Genomic DNA, 19,573 nt, shown 5'->3' with positions numbered 1-19,573 from the left:
CGCCGACCTGGACAGTTCGGTTAATCAAGACTAACCTGAATTCCAGTTATCGTCGACTAACTGGACGACAGGATGGCGTGATGACCGTTACCGAAGAGGCCGTCGGAAACCGCGCCGCGCACGCGGCGCTGGTCGACGACCTGCGCGCCCGGCTGGCTGCCGCGGCGCTGGGCGGCCCGGCGAAGGCGCGCGACCGCCACGTCGCGCGCGGCAAGCTGCTCCCCCGGCAGCGCGTGGACCAACTGCTGGACCCGGGAAGCCCGTTCCTCGAGCTCTCCCCGCTGGCCGCGACCGGGATGTACGGCGACGAGTCTCCCGGCGCCGGGATCATCACCGGGATCGGCCGGGTGTCCGGCCGGGAGTGCGTGATCGTGGCCAACGACGCGACGGTCAAGGGCGGCACCTACTACCCCATGACGGTGAAGAAGCATCTGCGCGCGCAGGAGATCGCGTTGCAGAACCAGCTGCCGTGCGTGTACCTGGTCGACTCGGGCGGCGCGTACCTGCCGCGCCAGGACGAGGTGTTCCCCGACCGGGAGCACTTCGGGCGCATCTTCTACAACCAGGCCACCATGAGCGCCAAGGGGATCCCGCAGATCGCCGCGGTGCTCGGCTCGTGCACCGCCGGTGGCGCCTACGTGCCCGCGATGAGCGACGAGGCAGTGATCGTGCGCAACCAGGGCACCATCTTCCTCGGCGGCCCGCCGCTGGTGAAGGCCGCGACCGGTGAGGTGGTCACGGCCGAGGAACTCGGCGGCGGCGAGTTGCATTCGCGCACCTCCGGTGTCACCGACCACTTGGCCGAGGACGACCAGGACGCGCTGCGCATCGTGCGCCGCATCGTGGCCACCCTCGGACCGCGCACGCCGGTCCCGTGGGACGTCCGTCCGGTCATCGCGCCCGCCGCGCCGGAATCCGAGCTCTACGACGTGGTGCCGGTGGATCTGCGCACCCCCTACGACGTGCGCGAAGTGATTCACCGGCTGGTCGACGGCACACCCGAGGGCGAGAGCGGCTTCCACGAGTTCAAGGCCGAATACGGCAAGACCTTGGTCACCGGATTCGCGCACATCCATGGACATCCGGTGGGCATCGTCGCCAACAACGGCGTGCTGTTCAGCGAATCCGCCATGAAAGGCGCGCATTTCATCGAGCTGTGCGACAAGCGCAGCATCCCGTTGTTGTTCCTGCAGAACATCACCGGCTTCATGGTCGGCCGCGATTACGAGGCGGGCGGCATCGCCAAGCACGGCGCGAAGATGGTGACCGCGGTGGCCTGCGCGCGCGTGCCGAAGCTCACCGTCGTCATCGGCGGCTCCTACGGCGCGGGCAACTACTCGATGTGCGGGCGCGCGTATTCGCCGCGCTTCCTGTGGATGTGGCCGAACGCACGCATCTCGGTGATGGGCGGCGAGCAGGCGGCGTCGGTGCTGGCGACGGTGCGCGGCGACCAGCTCGACAGCAACGGGCAGCCCTGGTCGGCCGAGGACGAAGAGGCGTTCAAGGCCCCGATCCGGGAACAGTACGAGAGCCAGGGCAACCCCTACTACTCGACGGCCAGGTTGTGGGACGACGGCGTGATCGATCCCGCCGACACCAGAACCGTGCTCGGGCTGGCTCTCTCGGTGTGCGCGCAAGCCCCGCTCGAACCCGTTTCCTACGGCGTATTCCGGATGTGATGACGATGCTGAACAGATCCGTTCCCGTCGGATTCGACACCGTGCTCGTCGCCAACCGCGGCGAGATCGCGGTGCGGGTGATCCGTACGCTGCGCGCCTTGGGAATTCGCTCGGTGGCCGTCTACAGCGACGCCGACGCGGACGCCCGCCACGTCCACGAATCCGACACGGCGGTGCGCCTCGGCCCGGCTCCGGCCCGGGAGAGCTATCTCGCCATCGACCGGGTGGTGGCCGCCGCCGTGCGCGCAGGCGCGCAAGCGGTGCACCCCGGCTACGGGTTCCTTTCGGAGAACGCCGCGTTCGCCGCCGCGCTGGCCGAGGCGGGCATCGTCTTCCTGGGCCCGCCGGCCCGCGCCATCGAGGTGATGGGCGACAAGATCACCGCGAAGAACACCGTGGCCGCGTTCGGCGTCCCGGTGGTGCCCGGCATCGCCACGCCCGGCCTGACCGATGACGATCTGATCGCCGCGGCAGCGGAAGTCGGCTATCCGGTGCTGGTCAAGCCGTCCGCGGGCGGCGGAGGCAAGGGCATGCGCCGGGTGGACGATCCGGCCCGGCTGCCGGAGGCGCTGCGCAGCGCCCGGCGCGAGGCCGCCGCCGCGTTCGGTGACGACACGCTGTTCCTGGAACGCTTCGTCACCCGGCCGCGGCACATCGAGGTGCAGGTGCTTGCCGACCAGTTCGGCAACGTGCTGCACCTGGGCGAACGCGAATGCAGCTTGCAGCGCCGCCATCAGAAGGTGATCGAGGAGGCGCCCTCGCCGCTGCTGGACGCGGCCACCAGGGCCAGGATCGGCGCCGCCGCCTGCAACACCGCGCGCAGCGTGGACTACGTGGGCGCGGGGACCGTGGAGTTCATCGTCTCCGCCGACCGCCCCGACGAGTTCTTCTTCATGGAGATGAACACCCGGCTGCAGGTGGAGCATCCGGTCACCGAGCTGGTCACCGGCGTCGACCTGGTGGAATGCCAGGTCCGGGTGGCGGCCGGGCAGAAGCTGGCGGTGGCGCAGGACGACATCCGCATGGTCGGGCACGCGATCGAGGCCAGGGTGTACGCGGAGGATCCCGGGCGCGGGTTCCTGCCCACCGGCGGCACCGTGCTCGACCTCGACGAGCCGGAGGGTCCCGGCGTGCGGGTCGATTCGGGCCTGCGGATCGGCACGCGCGTCGGCAGCGACTACGACCCGATGCTGTCGAAGGTCATCGCCCATGCCGCCGACCGCACGGCCGCGCTGGCGAAACTGGATCGCGCGCTGGCCGACACCGTCCTGCTCGGCGTCACCAGCAATATCGAATTCCTGCGTTTCCTGCTCGACGACCCGGACGTGGCCGAAGGGCGGCTGGACACGGACCTGCTGGACCGGCGAGTCGCCGATTTCCGGCCCGCTTCCGTCGGCGACGACGAGTTCGTCGCGGCGGCGGCCTGGCACTGGTTGCGCCGCTGGCCCGCCGCGCCGCGTGATCCCTGGGAGGTGCCGTCCGGCTGGCGGATCGGGACCGACGCGCCCACTCCCATCCGGCTCGCGGGCGGCGAGCGCGTCGAACACGTCTATCTCTCCGGCACGCCCGCCAACGGGACCGTATGGGTCGACGAGGGCGAAAGCCGTTCACTGAGGGCGTCTTTCACCGCGTCCACGCCATCCGCGGGCGTGCTCACGCTCACCCTGGACGGCTTGCGCCGCACCTACCGGGTCGCCGAACAGGACGGCCTGCTGTGGGTGGCGGGACCCTCCGGCATCGCGGCGCTGCGCGAAGTGGCCGAGGCCAACGTGCGCGGCGGCGACGAGCACGTGGGCGACGCCGAGATCCGCTCCCCCATGCCGGGTTCGGTGATCGCGGCGCCGGTCGCTTCCGGCGCCCTCGTCGCCGCCGGAGATCCGGTGGTCGTCGTGGAGGCGATGAAGATGGAGCACGCGCTCACCGCGCCGGTCGCCGGAACCGTCGAACTACTGGTCGAGCCGGGCGCCCAGGTGCGCCTGGACCAGGTGCTGGCGCGCGTCGTCGCGCACGCCGAAACGAATCACGCCGAACGAGAAGGAATCCCCGCATGACCGACTTCCTGTCCACCGGCACGCTGCCGGAGGAGTACCGCGACCTCGCGCTGACCGTGCGCGACTTCGCGCGGTCGGTGGTCGCTCCGGTGGCGGCCGAGCACGACGCGAACCACACCTTCCCCTACGAGGTGGTGGCGGGGATGGCCGAGATGGGCCTGTTCGGCCTGCCGTTCCCCGAGGAGTACGGCGGCATGGGCGGCGACTATTTCGCGCTCTGCCTGGCGCTCGAGGAACTGGGCAAGGTCGACCAGAGCGTGGCGATCACGCTGGAGGCCGGGGTGTCGCTGGGCGCGATGCCGATCTACCGCTTCGGCAACGACAAGCAGAAGCAGGAATGGCTGCCGCAGCTGACCAGCGGCCGCAACCTCGCCGCGTTCGGGCTCACCGAGCCGGGCGCGGGCAGCGACGCGGGCGGCACCAGGACCACCGCGGTCGCCGACGGCGGCGAATGGATCATCAACGGCAGCAAGCAGTTCATCACCAACTCCGGCACCGACATCACCAAGCTCGTCACGGTGACCGCGGTGACCGGGACCACCGGCGGCAAGAAGGAGATCTCCACCATCCTGGTGCCGACCGACACGCCCGGTTTCGTCGCCGAGCCCGCGTACAACAAGGTCGGCTGGAACGCCTCCGACACCCATCCGCTCAGCTTCACCGACGTGCGGGTGCCCGAGGAGAACCTGCTCGGCGAGCGCGGGCGCGGCTACGCGAACTTCCTGCGCATCCTCGACGAGGGGCGCATCGCCATCGCCGCGCTCGCGGTCGGGGCCGCGCAGGGCTGTGTGGAGGAGAGCGTGCGCTACGCGACGGAGCGTGAAGCGTTCGGCCAGGTCATCGGCCGCAATCAAGCCATCGCCTTCAAGATCGCCCGGATGGAGGCGCGGGCGCACGCCGCGCGCACCGCCTACTACGACGCGGCGGCGCTGATGCTGGCGGGCAAGCCGTTCAAGAAGCAGGCGTCCATCGCGAAGCTGGTGGCCAGCGAGGCCGCCATGGACAACGCCCGCGACGCGACACAGATCTTCGGCGGCTACGGGTTCATGAACGAATACGCCGTCGCGCGGCACTATCGCGACAGCAAGATCCTGGAGATAGGCGAAGGGACGACGGAGGTGCAGCTGATGCTGATCGGACGGGAGCTGGGCCTGTGACCCGTCGAACGGTCGTGCAGCGCGGCCTGTGGTTCGAGGAGTTCGACACCGAGGTGGTCTACGAGCACCGGCCCGGGCGCACCATCACCGAGGCGGACAACGTCCTGTTCACCACGCTGACCATGAACACGCAGGCGCTGCACCTGGACGCGGCGTTCAGCGAGCAGCTGCCGCCGTTCAACCAGCGGCTGGTGAACTCGATGTTCACCCTGTCCACCTTGATCGGGCTGTCGGTGGCGCAGCTGACCCAGGGCACCATCGTGGCGAACCTCGGCTTCTCGGAGGTCGCGTTCCCCAAGCCGGTGTTCCACGGCGACACCTTGTACGCCGAGACCGTGGTCACCGACAAGCGGGAGTCGAAGAGCCGTCCGGGCGAGGGCATCGTCACCTTCGCGCACACCGGGCGCAACCAGCACGGCGACGTCATCGCGACCGCTGTGCGCAAGACGCTGGTGCGCAAAGCTCCGGAGGACGCGGCATGAACGGTCCGTTCCGGAGCGGACAGCGCAGCGCCGACACGAATAGCGCCGCGGATGTCCACAACCGACACACCACGAGCAGCGCCGCGCGGAGTCTGCAGCGCAGCACCACCACACACACGCCCGCGAATACCGGCATCCGACACAGCATGAACGGCCCGGCCCGAAGTCGGCAGCGCAGCGGCACCACGCGCACGCCCGCGCGTACCGGCAACCGACACACCACCAGCGGCCCGGCCCGAAGTCGGCAGCGCAGCGGCACCACGTGCACGCCCGCGCGTACCGGCAACCGACACACCACCAGCGGCCCGGCCCGAAGTCGGCAGCGCAGCGACATCATGCGGGACGCCGCACATGTCCACAACATGCGCGGTCAGGTCTGGAGATGGCGGGTCCGCGCTCATGCCGGAGGTGCTGCCGCGTGAGCTGGCAGATGGCGGGCCCGGCCTGGTTGTTCTGCCCGGCCGATCGCCCGGAACGTTTCGCTAAAGCGGCGGCCGCGGCCGATGTGGTGATCCTCGACCTCGAGGACGGCGTCGCCGCGCCTGACAAGGCGGCGGCGCGCGAGGCGCTGCTCGCTACCCCGCTGGACCCCGAGACCACGGTGGTGCGGGTCAACGCGGCGGGCACGCAAAATCACGCGCTCGATCTGACGGCGCTCGCCGACACCACCTACCGGCGGCTCATGCTGCCGAAATGCGAGTCCGCCGAACAGGTGACGGCGCTGGCCGAGTACGAGGTGATCGCGCTGATCGAGTCGCCGCTCGGCGCGCTCAGGGTCGGTGAGGCGATGACGGCGAATAACGCGATCGGCGTCATGTGGGGCGCGGAGGATCTGATCGCCGGGCTCGGCGGCACCGCGAGCAGGCGCGCCGACGGCAGCTACCGCGACGTGGCCCGGCACGTGCGCTCCACCACGCTGCTGTCCGCCAAGGCGTACGGCAAGTTCGCGCTCGATTCGGTGTATCTGAACATTTGCGATCTGGACGGATTGCGCGCGGAGGCGGAGGACGCGGTCGCGATCGGCTTCGACGCCAAGGTCGCGATCCACCCCAGCCAGGTGCCGGTGCTGCGGGCCGCCTACGCGCCTTCGGAGGAGGAGCTCACCTGGGCCAGGCGGGTGCTGGAAGAAGCGCCGAAGCACCGCGGCGTCTTCGCCTTCGAGGGCAGGATGGTCGATGGCCCCGTGTTCCGGCACGCCGAGCAGATCGTGCGGCGCGCCGACCGCGCCTGAGCACCGAGTTTCCACAGTCAGGAGGACCGCGATGCAACCGCAATGGGTGCCGACCGAACAAGACGTCGCCGAGGCGAGGATCACCGACTTCGCACGTTTCGTCGCCGACCGCACCGGCGTGCGCGCGGCCGACTATCACGAGCTGTGGCAGTGGTCGGTGCGGGATCTCGCCGGGTTCTGGCACGCGCTGTGGGACTACTTCCAGCTCGGCGAGATCGCGGGCGAGGTGCTGGCGAACGCCGAGATGCCGGGGGCGCAGTGGTTCCCCGGTACCCGGCTGAACTACGTGGACCAGGTGATCCGGCAGCTGCGCACGGACCGGCCCGCGATCAAGGCGGTCAGCGAGGACGCGCCGGTTCGCGAGGTCTCCTGGGCCGAATTGATCGACCACACCGCCGCTTTCGCGCAAACGCTGCGTTCGCTGGGTGTGCGGCCCGGTGACCGGGTGGCCGGATACCTGCCCAACATCCCGGAGGCGGTGGTCGCGTTCCTGGCCACCGCGAGCATCGGCGCGGTCTGGAGCGCCTGCGGGCAGGACTACTCGCCGAAGGCGGCGCTGGACCGGCTCGGGCAGCTCGAACCCACCGTGCTGGTCACCGCGGACGGCTACCGCTTCGGTGGCAAGGCGCACGACAAGCGCGACGACATCGCCGCCCTGCGCGCTGGTCTGGACACGCTGAAGGGCACGGTCGTGGTCTCCCGGCTCGGGCTGGAGACGCCGGACGCGACCTCGTGGGAGGACGCGGTGACCAGCACCGAGTCGCTGCCGCCCGTGATCACCACCGAATCGGTGAGTTTCGACCACCCGCTGTGGATCGTGTTCTCCTCCGGCACCACCGGCCTGCCGAAGGGCATCGTGCACGGCCACGGCGGCGTGCTGCTCGAACACCTCAAAGCCGTTGCCCTGCAATCTGATATCGGTCCCGAGGATACGTTCTTCTGGTACACCAGCCCGAGCTGGATGATGTGGAATTTCCAGGTCGCGGGCCTGCTGGCCGGAGCGACCATCGTCACCTACGACGGCAGCCCGACCGCGCCGGCTCCCGACGCGCTGTGGCGGATCGCCGCCGACGTGGGCGCCACCGTGCTGGGCGCCAGCCCCGGCTACGTGCTGGCGTGCAGCAAAGCGGGCGCGGTGCCGCGCACCGATCACGATCTGTCGGCGCTGCGCACCGTCGGCATCACCGGCTCCTCGCTGCCCACCTCCTCGGCGCTGTGGCTGGGCGAGAACGTCGGCGAGCACGTCCAGGTGTCCTCGATCAGCGGGGGTACCGACGTGGTGTCCGCGTTCATCGGCGGCGTGCGCACCGTGCCGGTGTGGCCGGGCGAGCTGTCGGCGCCCTACCTCGGGGTCGCGCTGGACGCCTACGACCCGGCGGGGCAGCCGGTGCGCGGTGAGGTGGGCGAACTCGTCGTCACTGCGCCGATGCCGTCCATGCCGGTCGCCTTCTGGCGCGACGAGGACGGAAAGCGTTATCACGACGCCTATTTCGACGTGTACCCCGGCGTGTGGCGGCACGGCGACTGGATCACCATCACCGATCACCACAGCGTGATCGTGCACGGCCGCTCGGACTCCACGCTCAACCGGCACGGCATCCGGATGGGCAGCGCCGACATCTACCAGTCCGTCGAACGACTCCCGGAGATCGCCGAGGCGCTGGTGATCGGCGCCGAACAGCCCGACGGCGGCTACTGGATGCCGCTGTTCGTGACGCTGGCCCCCGGCGCGGAACTCACCGACGAGCTGAAGACCCGCATCAACAGCACCATCCGCACCGAGGTCTCCCCCCGCCACGTCCCCGACGAGATCATCCTCGCCCCCGGCATCCCACACACCCGCACCGGCAAGAAACTCGAGGTCCCGATCAAGAAGCTGTTCCAAGGGGCAGACCCGAGCCGCGTCGTCGAACGCAGCGCGGTCGACAACCCGGACCTGCTCGACTGGTACGGCACGATCCGGCCCGGCGGGCAGGGCTGAGCACGCTCCCGAGCGCGCCGGGACGCGGGAGTTCGCACTCCTTCCCGCGCCACCATGCGTCGACGCGCTCACGAGGCCGAGGGGATCTCGTGGCCGACCTAGGCCGTCACCAGTTCGACTGTCACGCAGTCGGTCATCTCCGATAGGCGCGTCCGCCGATGGACGCGGTGAAGACCGCCGCCCGCGCGCCACGGGCGGCGTCCAAGTTGCGCTTCTCCTGCGGGGTGAGCCGATAGCGCGCCGTGATCCGCCGTATCGCGGCGATCACGGCGCCCAGCACCGGAATGGGGTCTACCGGCCGCAAAGCCAATGCCATGACGAACTCCTTACCAGGAATACGCACTGGTACAGGCGGATTCGATCGCAAAGGTCCACGAAGGTCGGCGATGCCGGCCAACGCGCGGACCGCCGGTTGCGCAGCGAGGTCAGTCGCAATCGACGCCCGGACATGTCCGGGATTCGGCGGCGAGTGCGCAGTGCTGCACCAACGCCCGCACTACCCGATGCATGCCGGGCGCGGTGATTCCGTTGCGGGTCACGCACCTGCCTGCGGCCATCGGGCATGGAACGGTGCCAGCGTTTCTCCTCGCGTTGCGGCGACATGCCTATCCCGACGTCGCCATGTTCCGCCCCGCCGCTTTCTGGACGGCGAGGTGGCCCCGGACACCTGGCTGCCGTTCGGCGGCGGCGTGCGACGGTGCATCGGCGCGGGATTCTCGCTGCTGGAGGGCGCCGTCGTGCTGCGGGGAATCCTCGTCCGGCACACCCTTTCGCTCCCGGCCGGCGGCAAGCCCGAGCGCGGCAAGATCCGCAACATCGCCACGGTGCCGCGCGGCCGGGCCCGGGTGGTGGCCGCCCGGCGCGGCAGAGCTTGTATGTGAACAACGATTCTTTCTCCAGTCTGCTGTTGTACTGGACATACATTCGTGTAAGTTTGTCTCTGTTCGACAATCATTCTCGGCCTGGCGTTCCTGGTGCCCCCCGCTCGGCCGAGTTCGGTTGTCGACTTCCGGACGCGGCGGCACGCACGTACCGCCTTCTGGCCTGCCGGCGCGCACCGGAGAACAGGTACAGCTCCCGGGGGCCGCTCATCCCCGGGAGCCGTATCCCGTGACGCGGCGAGCCCGGCCATACGGCCAGGTCGTTACGATGTTCGTCATGAGTGTCGACAATCGCCGTACGGCGCGGAAGGCGAGCAGCGGCGACTCGGCACCTCGCGAGATCCGGCGCAGGCCGAAGAACCGCCGTGCCCAGATCGCCGCGGCGTCGGCGGCCGCGTTCGGCGCGCTCGGCTACCACGGCGTGAGCATGGACGACATCGCTTCGGGCCTCGGCATCAGCTCCGCGGCGCTGTACCGCCACTATCCGAGCAAATACGCGCTGTTCCGGGAGGAACTGCTGCGCGTCGGTCAGGCGATGACCGAATCGGTCGAGCTGCCCGAGGAAGCGGCCGACTGGTCCGCCGAGCAGCGACTCCGGCACGTGCTCGACGCGCTGATCGCGGTCACCATCGACAACCGCCCTACCGTCACGCTCGTGCGCTGGGAGGTCAGGTACCTCGAGCCCGACGACCAGATCACGCTCAACGAGCAGCAGGCCACAGTGCTCGGCGCGCTGGGCGGCCAGCTGACCGCACTGCGCCCCGAACTCGCCGAGGACGACGTGCGCATCCTGCGCGCCGCCCTGCTCAGCACGATCACCAGCATCGCCGACCATCACGCCGCACTGCCTGCCAAACCCCTTGCCCTCCTGCTGCATTCGGCCTGCTGGGCGATCGCCTACGCGAAACTGCCCGCCACCCGCGCGGTCGAGCCGGTCGCGGTGGTGGAGATCCCGGACTCGTTCAAACACGAACTGCTGCTGCGCAAAGCGGTCGAACTGTTCCACGAGCGGGGCTATCCGAACGTCAGCGTGGAGGACATCGCCACCGCCGCAGGGCTTTCGGCCGCCTCGGCGGTGTACCGGTTCTACCGCGGCAAGAGCGACATCCTGGCCGCCGCGTTCCGCCGGGCCGCCGAACGGGTTTCCGGCGCGATCGGCCCGGCCGTGGCGGCGGCCACCGATTCCGAGGACGCGCTCACCGCGTTGATCACGCAGTACGTGGCGGGATCGTTCGCCGAACGCGCCCTCACCTTCGTGTATTACACGGAATTCCAGCACGTTCCCGCCGATGAGCGCACGGTGCTGCGCAACATCCAGCGGCTCAGTGTCGAGGAGTGGGCCCGGCTGCTGCGCGAGGTGCGCCCGGAACTGGCTCCGGCGGAGGCGCGCATGCTCGTCCACGCGGCCTTCGCGGTGGTCGTCGACCTGGGCCGCGCGTTCGGCAACGAGCCGCTGGCCGCCCAGGACCGGGTGCGCCTGCTGATGCAGCTGGTGCTCTTCAACCGGCCCGCGCGATAGCCGCATATGTTATCGAACATTCTCAACCCGGCCGATTCATAATGCGACATCGAAGCATGATCGCGAGTTATTTGTGATCTAGCATTCAGTTATTCCCCAGACAGGGCCGCCTGGGTGTACCAAACGTTAGGTTGGGCTACCATCGCGGCATGGGTGCCCAGGATCGCCACGCTGCGGAGAAGGCGGCCGACGGGACACCGGCACGGGTGATCCGGCGCCGACCGCGCGACCGGCGCGCCCAGATCGCCGCCGCGTCGGCCGAGGCGTTCGGCGCGCTGGGCTACCACGGCGTCAGCATGGACGACATCGCCTCCCGGCTCGACATCAGCTCCGCGGCGCTGTACCGCCACTACCCGAGCAAATACGCGCTGTTCCGTGAAGAAGTGCTGCGGTTGGGCACGGTCAGTCAGGAAGCGGCCCGGCTCCCCGAGGCCGGCAGCCTGCCCGCCGAGCAACGACTCGCGCGCGTGCTCGGCGCCCTGATCGAGGCCGCGATCGCCAACCGGCGCAGCGCGGCGCTGCTGCGCTGGCAGCGGCGCTACCTGGAGGACGAGGACGCGGCCACCCTGGCCGACCAGCTCGCGGGCGTGAACGCGACGCTCACCTCGCTGCTCGGCGCGACCCGGCCCGCGCTGTCCAAGGCCGACCGCGCCGTGCTCGCCGCGGCGGAGCTGAGCGTGCTCAGCAGCATCGGCGACCACCACGTGTCGATTCCGGTGCGGGCGCTCACCGCGCGGCTGACCGCGGCCTGCCACGCGCTCGCCGCGTGTGAGCTGCCACCGCCGGGCAGCGCCGAGACCGAGAGCTTCGCCGCGACCGAGATCCCGCTGACCTTCAAGCACGAATTGCTGCTGATGCGCGCGGTCGAGCTGTTCCACCAGCACGGATACCCGAACGTCAGCGTGGAGGACATCGCCACCGCCGCCGGCCTGCCCGCCTCCTCGGCGGTGTACCGGTTCTACCGCGGCAAGGGCGACATCCTGACGGCCGCGTTCCGCCGGGCCGCAGACCGGGTGTCGGCCGCCATCGGGCCCGCCGTCACCGCCGCCGAGACGCCCGAACAAGCTCTCGACACCCTGATCGAGCTGTACGTGGCGGGTTCGTTCGCCGAGCGCGAGCTGACCTTCGTCTACTACGCCGAGATCAGCAACGTGCCGCCGGAGGAGCGCACCGTGCTGCGCAACATCCAGCGCCTCAACGTCGAGGAATGGGCCAAACTGCTGATCGGCGTGCGACCCGAGCTGTCCGCCGCCGAGGCGCGCCTGCTCGTGCACGCCGCGTTCGCGCTGGTCGTCGACCTGGGCGAGCGTTTCGGCTCCACCGACCCGGCGTGCTCGCCCCGGCGCGTGATCCGCCTGATGCAAACAATCCTGTTCGACCGGCCTGCGGGGTAGCGCCGACAGGTCGTCGCATTCGAGTGCCGGTTCGCTCGCGATGGCACAGGTCCGGATCCGGGTACCGTGGGGTCCGTGCCGTCTGCCGAGGCGCACCGATGCGCCGGAGGTCAGGCGCGGTCTCGGCTCGGTCGCCAGATCTCGCGGGCGGGTTTACGCCATCGGCGAACACCGCGGCGGGAATCGACCTCGCGACAGCGCTGTTGCGGCAGAGAAGAGCGCGTGCCCGGACGGGTGCGGCCCTCAGGGAGTATTCGCGCAGTTTCCGGCTTCGGAAGGACGATCCTCATGAGCACAGATCTCGACGCGCAGCCCGCGGCGGCGTCCGGAACCTTCGCCCTCGGCGGCGATCTTCCGGTGCATCGGCTCGGGTACGGCGCGATGCAGCTGACCGGCCCCGGCGTGTGGGGCGACCCCAAGGACCCGGATGAGGCGGTGCGGGTGCTGCGCCGCGCCGTCGAACTCGGCGTGAACTTCATCGACACCGCCGACTCCTACGGTCCGTTCGTCAGCGAGCAGCTGATCCGCAAGGCCCTGCATCCCTACCCCGAAGGCCTGGTGATCGCCACGAAGGCCGGGCTGACCCGGCAGGGCCCCAACGAGTGGCGTCCGGTCGCCCGGCCCGAATACCTGCGCCAGCAAGCCGAACTCAGCTTGCGCCACCTCGGCGTCGACCGGATCGACCTGTACCAGCTGCACCGCATCGACCCCCAGGTGCCGCTGGCCGACCAGCTCGGCGAACTCGTGGCGCTCCAGCAGGAAGGCAAGATCCGGCACATCGGCGTGTCGCAGGTGACCGTCGAGCAGCTGCGCGAGGCGCGCGAGCTCGCCACCATCGTCTCGGTACAGAACCTGTACAACTTGGCCAACCGTGCCGACGAGGACGTGCTGAACTACGCCGAGCAGGAGAACATCGGCTTCATCCCGTGGTTCCCGATCGCCACGGGCGAACTCGCCGCCCCCGGTGGCCCCCTGGCGGCCATCTCCGCCGAACACGGCGCGACCCCCGCCCAGCTCGCCTTGGCCTGGCTGCTGCGCCGCTCCCCCGTGCTGCTGCCGATCCCTGGCACCTCCAGCGTCGCGCACGTCGAGGAGAACATCGCCGCCGCGCGAATCGAGCTGAGCGACAACGAGTTCGAGGCACTGTCGGCCGCTACGGGGTCTGCCGGGAACTGACCCGGTCCGGCTGTCGGACATCATTTGCGTGGGTAGTGGCGAAGATGGCGAATGTCGGTAGTCACCGGCATTCGCCGACTCGCCATTCGTCGCAGCCATGCGCCACTCACGGCACGTGTCTAGTCGCGAGGAGGCAACGTTTCGTTGCTCATCCATTCCCATGGGGTGGATGGTTCCGGGGATTCTTCCTCAGCTGTTCCGGGGTCCCGGGGGACAGTCCCTGCCGGGCCCAGCCACGTGCCCAAGTCGACCACGGCGGTGCAATAGTCATCGGTGTCATCGAGAACTCGCCGTGTGGCGAGGTCACCATTGCGCACCAGCGGCGCGAGTTCTTGCGGAAGGTTGGAAAATCCCGGCATGGGGCGGCCATCGGTGCCGACTAGCGGCAGATCGACACCGTAGGTGAGGCCCGTGGCGGTCATCCGTAGATAGATTCGGCACACCCGGGGGTCGGTGAACATGAATCCGGCGAAGGTGTACAGGTCCTCGAACCACGGAATCCCGCCGCCGTGGACGAGCAGGCTGAACAGACTGAACAGCCGCTGGTCGGAACTGATCGGGACGGCTGAACTGCCGAAACCGGTCTCGGATGCCGCGACCACGACGTTACCGTGGCTGTCTCGTGGAGAGTGTTCATGAACGAGCCTGAGATCGGCAACAGCCGGAGCGACGGTGAAACGCAGGTGATCCACGGCTGCGCCGACATCCAAGCCACCTCCCTCAGCGACGAGATCGAAATCCAACGCGACCGCGGTGGAGATGTCCTCGGCGACCGACAGCGCTATGCGAGCGTGCGGGCTGTCGGGGCGCACGACACCACGCAGTCGCGCTCCAGTAGGAGGCCACGGGCCAAGCGGAGCGAGCACCAAGGGAACTGTGCTGCACAGCAGGAAATCGAACGTCGCGTCGGCGGTGCCGGTCGTCATCGGCTTCTTTCCATGTCTTCGGCTCGATACGCAGGGTCAGGCCTTGTTAACCCAGTCCGGACACCGATCGTAACCCTCGCAGTACGCGGTGATGACGCCGATGTTCTTGCCGTCGCTGGTAGCGTACCGGCGGTCGTCGGTGCGCGTCGCGGCCTGCACGATGACGCGGATGGTGATGTGGATCCGCCCTTTCGGATCCACCGCGTAGGAGATGTACTCCTGGCGGGCACCCAAGTCTTTGTCGGGCTTGTGGGTCTGAAATGCAGCATGGATCGGCGTACGAGACGTCAGGTTGTGTCGGCCGGCGTAGTGCTCCCATCCGAGGTCAGCCTCGTTGCCGATGCGCACCGGAGTGCTCACACCGCGCAGGTCACTCTCATCCCAGAGAATCGCCGACCAGTCGCTCTGCTTCTCTCGCACCGGCCATGCAACCTCAACCGTTCCGGCGGAGCGCGGCGCGATGCCGACCCCTGCAGGTGTGCCCCACCTCGTCAGATACTCTGCTCGCGACAGGAAAACCAGGCCCATGCCGGGCACCTCGGCGATGGCGACACCCGCCGAGATCGGAACCGTCAGAGCCATGATCACGAAAAGACTTCGCAAAAGATTGCGCGTCGCCGAGGTCAGGTGCTCGTACCGACTACTCCACCGTTGTGGAGGCACCGGCAGTGGGGTCGGCTTTGATTCTCGACGAATCACTCTTGTAGTAAGTGACATACCGATGCAGTGCATCGTCATTCCCCCCTCATGGGTTGTGACTTGCTGCCGATCGTCTGATCATCAGCTCCGTGCCGCTGAACGTGCCTATCCAGCGATGGCCTTGCCGGGACAGGGCCGAGCGGCGCGCTTAGTTCTGTCCCGTCATGGATTCAGACGTCGGCCGACCCAGATCGGTTCCACCTGATTCGAAGATCAGGCCGAGGGCGACTCCGCGAACGCCGTAGGCACTGGTCTCGACCTTCTCCGCCGAGGTGTCCGCGGGGCAGAGGTAGGCAGACGGACCGAGCACGCTTCCCGCCGAATGTGATAGGTGGCAATGGCACGGATGACGGTTGCCGAGGATTGTTGAGGGCCAGTGGCGTTCGTTGGTCATGCGCGGCGGGTTCGACCGCCGGGCGTGACGGCGCGGCCGAGACGAGTCCGGTAGATCCACAGGAGCGGCAGTATGGCGTCGAGTTCGGTGAACACCCCGATTTCCCTGCGTGAGCTGCCGCGGCTGCGCACTCGGCACATCGCGCGGATCGGGGGTCTGCTGCGGCCGGGCACGCAGCGTTCGCCGTTGCTGTCGCTCGGCGAGCGGTTCGTCATGTCGCCGCCCGGATTTCCGACCATGCTGGTCACGCACAACATGGACGACGTGCGAGAACTGCTCTCGCACGACGACTTTTCACTGGGGCAGCTGCTGCGCCGGTACTCCACGCACGACGCGCTGTTCGGCACGCAGACGCTGATCTTCCTCGACGGCGAGGACCATCGCCGGGAACGCAAGGTGCTGGCCCCGCCCTTCCAGAGCAAGGCCTTGCAGACATACGAAGATCTCATGGCGGACGTGGTCCGGCGGGAGATCCCGACCTGGCCGGTCGGCGAGCCGTTTCCCTTCGTGGACGTGGGATACCGGCTCGCTCTGGGTGTGCTGCTGGGAGTCGTGTTCGGTGACATGCCGCCGGAGCGGATGACGCGGCTGAAGGAGGCGCTGGGCCGGTGGTTCGGGGCGATCGAGAGTCCCGGATTCCTCGCCGTCACGGCGATCACCCTGCTCGCGGGCGGCTACACGCCGCCCTATCGGCCGCTCCTGCGAGGACAGGCCGAAGTCGACGCGATCATCGCCGAAGAGATCGCCGAACGCCGGGCGGAGCCGGGCGACCGGCGCGACGTCCTGTCCCGGTACGTCGGCACCGAACTGGACCCGCACGACGACGCCACGCTCGTCCGGAATATGCGCGGCATGCTGCTGGCCGGGTACGAGACCACCGCGATCACCCTCGGCTGGATCGCCGCCATGCTGACCACCCATCCTCGGGCGATGGCGGAACTGGACGCCGCCGTCGACGCGGGCGACGACGCGCGGCTCGACGCCTACCTCGACGCCGTGGTCGCCGAAACGATGCGGATGCGGCCCGTCAGCCCGTTCACCGGGCGGCGGGCGATGCGCGACACCCTGCTCAACGGCGTCCACATCCCCAAAGGCGCCGTGGTGATGGTCCCGATCCTGCTCATCCACGAGTCCCCCGAGCACTATCCGGATCCGGAACGATTCCGCCCCGAACGCTTCCTCGGCGAACGCGTCGACGGACGCACCTGGCTCACCTTCGGCGGCGGCAGGCACCGCTGCCTGGGAGCGCATTTCGCCCTCCTCGAAGCACGCATCCTCTTCCGCACAGTCCTGCACCACTACCGCTTCGACCACAGCCCCGGCCCCGTCGAACCGCCCCGCCGCTACCACCCCGGCATCAGCCCCGCCCACAACGCGCTGGTCACCCTGCGCCCACGGTGACGCGAGTGGCACACCAGCGAAAGGTCTACTCGCGATTCGCCGCAGCCGTGTGCCACTCGCGTGTTCGGGTAGATGTTCCCCTCCGACATCGACCGGCGGGAGGGAGGGGGCCTCGTATCTCCGGGGGTGGGGAGATACGAGGGCCTGGTCTGTCGGGGCTCCCTCGCCGTAGTCCCGAGCAGGGGGTGAACTTCGCTGTCGTGCGGATCGCGCGTAATGACAGCGAGTTCGGCGCGCTGACGCTCGGTCAGCGCGAGTATCCGTCGGCCCGGCTGTCGGGAACGACCCGGCCGGAGGCGACGAGAGTGCGGAAGGCCGCCTGCTTGCGGGGGCAGGCATCGGCGCGGCAGGGGCGGTGACCCTGCATCACCCGATGCGCCTGCTCGATGGTGAACGGCTGCTCGGGTGGCCGGTGGGCGTCCTCGGCGCCCCCGTGCGGCAGGCAGGACCCGACGCCGACGATCGCGGCCACCAGCAGCGTGCACGCGCCGAGCATGCCCAGCAGCGGTTCCACGGCGGATCACCGATCGGCGGCCTGCCGGAAACAGAACGCCGAGGCGGCTAGGTACTGACGGCACTGCGCGCCGTGCCCGCCGTGCACGGCGCAGAGGAACCGTGCGCGCTCGTAGGTCAGTCCGAACGGCTCCTGGGTGCAGTCGCGGCTCTGGATCAGCCACAATTCCCGGACATCCGCGGGCAACACATCCATCTTCCACCTCCATCAGCGCAGTGCACCCGGCACCGAGAAGGCGCCGCCGGACCGCGCTCGACACGGATGGATCGGGCCGTGTCGGGACCGTGCGCCGGGTTCCGGGCAATGGGCGCCCTCGACAGGGTTTGGGCGGACCCCCGGTGCCGGGTGCGATTCAACAGTGCGCGTTGCGATTCGGTAGATAACAGACCCGAATGCGGTAATTGCGAGTACTTTCCGTTTGTAGCGGCCTGGAGCGAGGAAGAGAGACCTATGGTGGAGGTCGACTGGACGGGTGAAGCTGTACTTGCGCTTCGCACGGCGATGAAGCGAAGCCGTTACGAATTCGCGCGTCTGGTGGGCGTCACACCGCGCACCGTGGTCCTGTGGGAGAACGGCCGGACAACCCGGATGCACGCCGCTAGCCAGCGTCTCCTCGACAGGGTCCTGTCGGAGGTCGATTCCGTCGTCGCCGAACGATTCGAGCGTGCGATCGTCACGGGCCGGGAGACCGCCCCCGACTACGAAAGCGCCGATTCGGCGCCCGAAAGGCACACCAAGCTCGGTAGGGAAATCGGGCTCGACAAGGAAGTCGAGGAAGACGACGTGAGAAGGCGAGAACTGCTGGCCTGCATCGGCGCCGGCCTGGCAGGCCAGGCGGCGGACCTGGTGGCGAGCGAACCGGAACGGATGCTGGCAACTCTCGACGCGGGGTCGATCAGCGAACGCAGACTGGCGTTCCTGGAGCAGTCGGCCGAGGTCCTCGGCACGCGGGTGGTCCAAGTGCCGCCGCACGAGCTGCTGCAGACCGGGCTCGAGCAATTCCGGATGGTCCGTGGCTGCCTCGGCGAACGGCAGCCGACCCACCATCAGGTCCGGCTGGTGCGCACGGCGGGCCGGTTGGCGAACGTGGTGGGCGAGATCCTGTTCAACGAGGGGCATTTCGGTCAGGCGCGCATGTGGTACGCCACCGCGATCCATGCGGCGCAGGACATCGGCGACCGCTATTCGGAGGACATCGCGCTGGCCGGGCTCGCGTATTTGCCGACCTATAGCGATAAGCCGAAGGAAGTTTTGCAGTTACTCGACGGCCGTTTGCAAGAAAATCCGTCGTACGGCGCGGCCGCCGCGTGGTTGTGGGGAATGGCGGCGCGTGCCCACGCCAGTCTCGGGCACGCCGACGAATTCGCGCGCTGCATCGCGCGATCGGCATCGGCTTTGGAAGACGTCGGACCAGAAGACCTTTCGGTCGGTATTTTTTCTTTCCGGCCGGAGAAACTCGCTTTTTATCAGGCGATCGGATATTCCCGTCTCGGCCGCGCCGACGAGACCGCCGTGGCGGCCGCCCGCGCGATGGCGCTGTACGACCCGTCCGAGACCATGGAACCGGCCTTGGTGCGCTTCGAGCACGCCACGGCGCTATTGGCCTCGGGCGAGATCGACGAAGCCTGCGCGGTGGCGACCAGCGCGATCACGAACGCGCACACCTACGTCGGTCTCACGGTCACCAAGCGCGCCAAACAGTTCGACTCGGCGCTCGGCGGCCTGCGCACCAAGGCGGTCAGCGAATGGCGGCAGCACGCGCACGCGGTGATCGACTCCGCGCACACGAAGGCCTGAGACGGGGCGGGGCGCGCCGGTCGGCAGGGGGGATGTGGACCGGCGCGCCCCGCGCATTCAGGTGGTCACTTCGTTTCGCCGGACATGGCTTCGATGAGCGACTTGGGGCGCATGTCCACCCAGTGGGTCTCCACGTACTCCAGGCAGGACTTGCGGTTGGCGGCCCCGTAGGCGATGGTCCAGCCGCCGGGGACGGCGGCGAAGACCGGCCATAAGGAGTGCTCGCCCTCCTGGTTGATCAAGACGTAGAACTTGGCGTCGTCGTTGTCGAACGGGTTGGTCATCTCGGTT

General features: G+C 68.8%; 18 protein-coding genes. 12 read left to right on the top strand and 6 right to left on the bottom strand.

Annotated features, from left to right (window positions below; genetic code table 11):
• The first annotated feature begins 80 nt into the window (after window positions 1–80).
• The 6 genes from ABZ552_RS08345 to ABZ552_RS08320 all read left to right on the top strand — a co-directional run bounded on the left by ABZ552_RS08345 (window position 81) and on the right by ABZ552_RS08320 (window position 8,581).
• Entirely contained in the window at window positions 81–1,679 is a 1,599-nt protein-coding gene (locus tag ABZ552_RS08345; RefSeq protein WP_281877393.1) for a carboxyl transferase domain-containing protein, read from the top strand.
• Between the two features lie 5 nt (window positions 1,680–1,684).
• The gene (locus ABZ552_RS08340; RefSeq protein ID WP_281917209.1) at window positions 1,685–3,730 is read left to right on the top strand and encodes a biotin carboxylase N-terminal domain-containing protein; all 2,046 of its coding nucleotides are present in this window, start codon (window positions 1,685–1,687) and stop codon (window positions 3,728–3,730) included.
• Window positions 3,727–4,887, top strand: a complete 1,161-nt coding sequence (locus tag ABZ552_RS08335) for an acyl-CoA dehydrogenase family protein (protein ID WP_281877391.1) — start codon at window positions 3,727–3,729, stop codon at window positions 4,885–4,887. Before ABZ552_RS08340 ends, ABZ552_RS08335 begins: the two co-directional genes overlap by 4 nt.
• Window positions 4,884–5,369 carry a MaoC family dehydratase gene (locus ABZ552_RS08330; RefSeq protein ID WP_281877390.1) on the top strand — a complete coding sequence of 162 codons (486 nt, stop codon included), beginning with the start codon at window positions 4,884–4,886 and terminating at the stop codon, window positions 5,367–5,369. Before ABZ552_RS08335 ends, ABZ552_RS08330 begins: the two co-directional genes overlap by 4 nt.
• Before the next feature lie 418 nt (window positions 5,370–5,787).
• Window positions 5,788–6,600, top strand: coding sequence for a CoA ester lyase (locus ABZ552_RS08325; RefSeq protein ID WP_281917208.1), 813 nt, complete (start codon window positions 5,788–5,790; stop codon window positions 6,598–6,600).
• A gap of 31 nt (window positions 6,601–6,631) precedes the next feature.
• A complete protein-coding gene (locus ABZ552_RS08320; protein ID WP_281877388.1) occupies window positions 6,632–8,581 on the top strand; it encodes an acetoacetate--CoA ligase in 1,950 nt (649 codons plus the stop codon).
• Between the two features lie 133 nt (window positions 8,582–8,714).
• Here ABZ552_RS08320 and ABZ552_RS08315 read toward each other — a convergent pair whose 3' ends face one another.
• Complete coding sequence (locus ABZ552_RS08315; protein ID WP_281877386.1) at window positions 8,715–8,897, bottom strand: hypothetical protein; 183 nt, start codon at window positions 8,895–8,897, stop codon at window positions 8,715–8,717.
• Window positions 8,898–9,234: 337 nt separating this feature from the next.
• On the opposite strand from ABZ552_RS08315, the gene ABZ552_RS08310 reads away from it, so the two are divergent.
• The 4 genes from ABZ552_RS08310 (at window position 9,235) to ABZ552_RS08295 (ending at window position 13,551) form a co-directional block, all read left to right on the top strand.
• Window positions 9,235–9,462, top strand: coding sequence for a cytochrome P450 (locus ABZ552_RS08310; protein WP_281917207.1), 228 nt, complete (start codon window positions 9,235–9,237; stop codon window positions 9,460–9,462).
• Between the two features lie 277 nt (window positions 9,463–9,739).
• Complete coding sequence (locus ABZ552_RS08305) at window positions 9,740–10,981, top strand: TetR/AcrR family transcriptional regulator (protein ID WP_281877384.1); 1,242 nt, start codon at window positions 9,740–9,742, stop codon at window positions 10,979–10,981.
• 149 nt (window positions 10,982–11,130) lie between these two features.
• Window positions 11,131–12,375: a TetR/AcrR family transcriptional regulator gene (locus tag ABZ552_RS08300; protein WP_281917206.1), complete on the top strand. Its 1,245-nt coding sequence runs from the start codon at window positions 11,131–11,133 to the stop codon at window positions 12,373–12,375.
• A gap of 288 nt (window positions 12,376–12,663) precedes the next feature.
• The gene (locus ABZ552_RS08295; RefSeq protein ID WP_281877381.1) at window positions 12,664–13,551 is read left to right on the top strand and encodes an aldo/keto reductase; all 888 of its coding nucleotides are present in this window, start codon (window positions 12,664–12,666) and stop codon (window positions 13,549–13,551) included.
• Window positions 13,552–13,670: 119 nt separating this feature from the next.
• Here the strand turns inward: ABZ552_RS08295 and ABZ552_RS08290 are convergent, their stop codons facing one another.
• Both ABZ552_RS08290 and ABZ552_RS08285 read right to left on the bottom strand, forming a co-directional pair.
• Window positions 13,671–14,363, bottom strand: a complete 693-nt coding sequence (locus ABZ552_RS08290) for a hypothetical protein (RefSeq protein WP_357436172.1) — start codon at window positions 14,361–14,363, stop codon at window positions 13,671–13,673.
• Window positions 14,364–14,513: 150 nt separating this feature from the next.
• Window positions 14,514–15,059 (bottom strand): hypothetical protein, encoded by a 546-nt coding sequence (locus tag ABZ552_RS08285; protein ID WP_281877379.1) that lies wholly within the window; start codon window positions 15,057–15,059, stop codon window positions 14,514–14,516.
• Window positions 15,060–15,642: 583 nt separating this feature from the next.
• Here ABZ552_RS08285 and ABZ552_RS08280 point away from each other — a divergent pair.
• Window positions 15,643–16,971 (top strand): cytochrome P450, encoded by a 1,329-nt coding sequence (locus ABZ552_RS08280; RefSeq protein ID WP_281917203.1) that lies wholly within the window; start codon window positions 15,643–15,645, stop codon window positions 16,969–16,971.
• 247 nt (window positions 16,972–17,218) lie between these two features.
• Here ABZ552_RS08280 and ABZ552_RS08275 read toward each other — a convergent pair whose 3' ends face one another.
• Together ABZ552_RS08275 and ABZ552_RS08270 are read right to left on the bottom strand one after the other, a co-directional pair.
• The gene (locus ABZ552_RS08275) at window positions 17,219–17,485 is read right to left on the bottom strand and encodes a hypothetical protein (protein WP_281877377.1); all 267 of its coding nucleotides are present in this window, start codon (window positions 17,483–17,485) and stop codon (window positions 17,219–17,221) included.
• Window positions 17,486–17,491: 6 nt separating this feature from the next.
• Window positions 17,492–17,680, bottom strand: coding sequence for a hypothetical protein (locus tag ABZ552_RS08270; RefSeq protein WP_281877376.1), 189 nt, complete (start codon window positions 17,678–17,680; stop codon window positions 17,492–17,494).
• 255 nt (window positions 17,681–17,935) lie between these two features.
• Between ABZ552_RS08270 and ABZ552_RS08265 the strand changes: the two genes are divergently transcribed.
• The gene (locus tag ABZ552_RS08265) at window positions 17,936–19,282 is read left to right on the top strand and encodes a helix-turn-helix transcriptional regulator (RefSeq protein WP_281877375.1); all 1,347 of its coding nucleotides are present in this window, start codon (window positions 17,936–17,938) and stop codon (window positions 19,280–19,282) included.
• A gap of 65 nt (window positions 19,283–19,347) precedes the next feature.
• Here the strand turns inward: ABZ552_RS08265 and ABZ552_RS08260 are convergent, their stop codons facing one another.
• Complete coding sequence (locus ABZ552_RS08260) at window positions 19,348–19,566, bottom strand: MbtH family protein (RefSeq protein WP_281877373.1); 219 nt, start codon at window positions 19,564–19,566, stop codon at window positions 19,348–19,350.
• Window positions 19,567–19,573: the final 7 nt, after the last annotated feature.

Source organism: Nocardia sp. NPDC019219, assembly GCF_040632645.1.
GTDB lineage: Bacteria > Actinomycetota > Actinomycetes > Mycobacteriales > Mycobacteriaceae > Nocardia > Nocardia sputorum.
The sequence above is the reverse complement of the archived record's forward strand: the minus strand, read 5'-3'. Positions and strand labels throughout refer to the sequence as shown.

What these genes read in the sequence shown, in the direction of transcription:
- ABZ552_RS08305 (WP_281877384.1), top strand. Translation starts at nt 9,740, where the DNA reads ATGAGTGTCGACAATCGCCGTACGGCGCGGAAGGCGAGCAGCGGCGAC.
- ABZ552_RS08265 (WP_281877375.1), top strand. Translation starts at nt 17,936, where the DNA reads ATGGTGGAGGTCGACTGGACGGGTGAAGCTGTACTTGCGCTTCGCACG.
- ABZ552_RS08340 (WP_281917209.1), top strand. Translation starts at nt 1,685, where the DNA reads ATGCTGAACAGATCCGTTCCCGTCGGATTCGACACCGTGCTCGTCGCC.
- ABZ552_RS08300 (WP_281917206.1), top strand. Translation starts at nt 11,131, where the DNA reads ATGGGTGCCCAGGATCGCCACGCTGCGGAGAAGGCGGCCGACGGGACA.
- ABZ552_RS08270 (WP_281877376.1), bottom strand. Translation starts at nt 17,680, where the DNA reads ATGGATGTGTTGCCCGCGGATGTCCGGGAATTGTGGCTGATCCAGAGC.
- ABZ552_RS08260 (WP_281877373.1), bottom strand. Translation starts at nt 19,566, where the DNA reads ATGACCAACCCGTTCGACAACGACGACGCCAAGTTCTACGTCTTGATC.
- ABZ552_RS08335 (WP_281877391.1), top strand. Translation starts at nt 3,727, where the DNA reads ATGACCGACTTCCTGTCCACCGGCACGCTGCCGGAGGAGTACCGCGAC.
- ABZ552_RS08295 (WP_281877381.1), top strand. Translation starts at nt 12,664, where the DNA reads ATGAGCACAGATCTCGACGCGCAGCCCGCGGCGGCGTCCGGAACCTTC.
- ABZ552_RS08285 (WP_281877379.1), bottom strand. Translation starts at nt 15,059, where the DNA reads ATGGCTCTGACGGTTCCGATCTCGGCGGGTGTCGCCATCGCCGAGGTG.
- ABZ552_RS08315 (WP_281877386.1), bottom strand. Translation starts at nt 8,897, where the DNA reads ATGGCATTGGCTTTGCGGCCGGTAGACCCCATTCCGGTGCTGGGCGCC.
- ABZ552_RS08345 (WP_281877393.1), top strand. Translation starts at nt 81, where the DNA reads ATGACCGTTACCGAAGAGGCCGTCGGAAACCGCGCCGCGCACGCGGCG.
- ABZ552_RS08280 (WP_281917203.1), top strand. Translation starts at nt 15,643, where the DNA reads ATGGCGTCGAGTTCGGTGAACACCCCGATTTCCCTGCGTGAGCTGCCG.
- ABZ552_RS08320 (WP_281877388.1), top strand. Translation starts at nt 6,632, where the DNA reads ATGCAACCGCAATGGGTGCCGACCGAACAAGACGTCGCCGAGGCGAGG.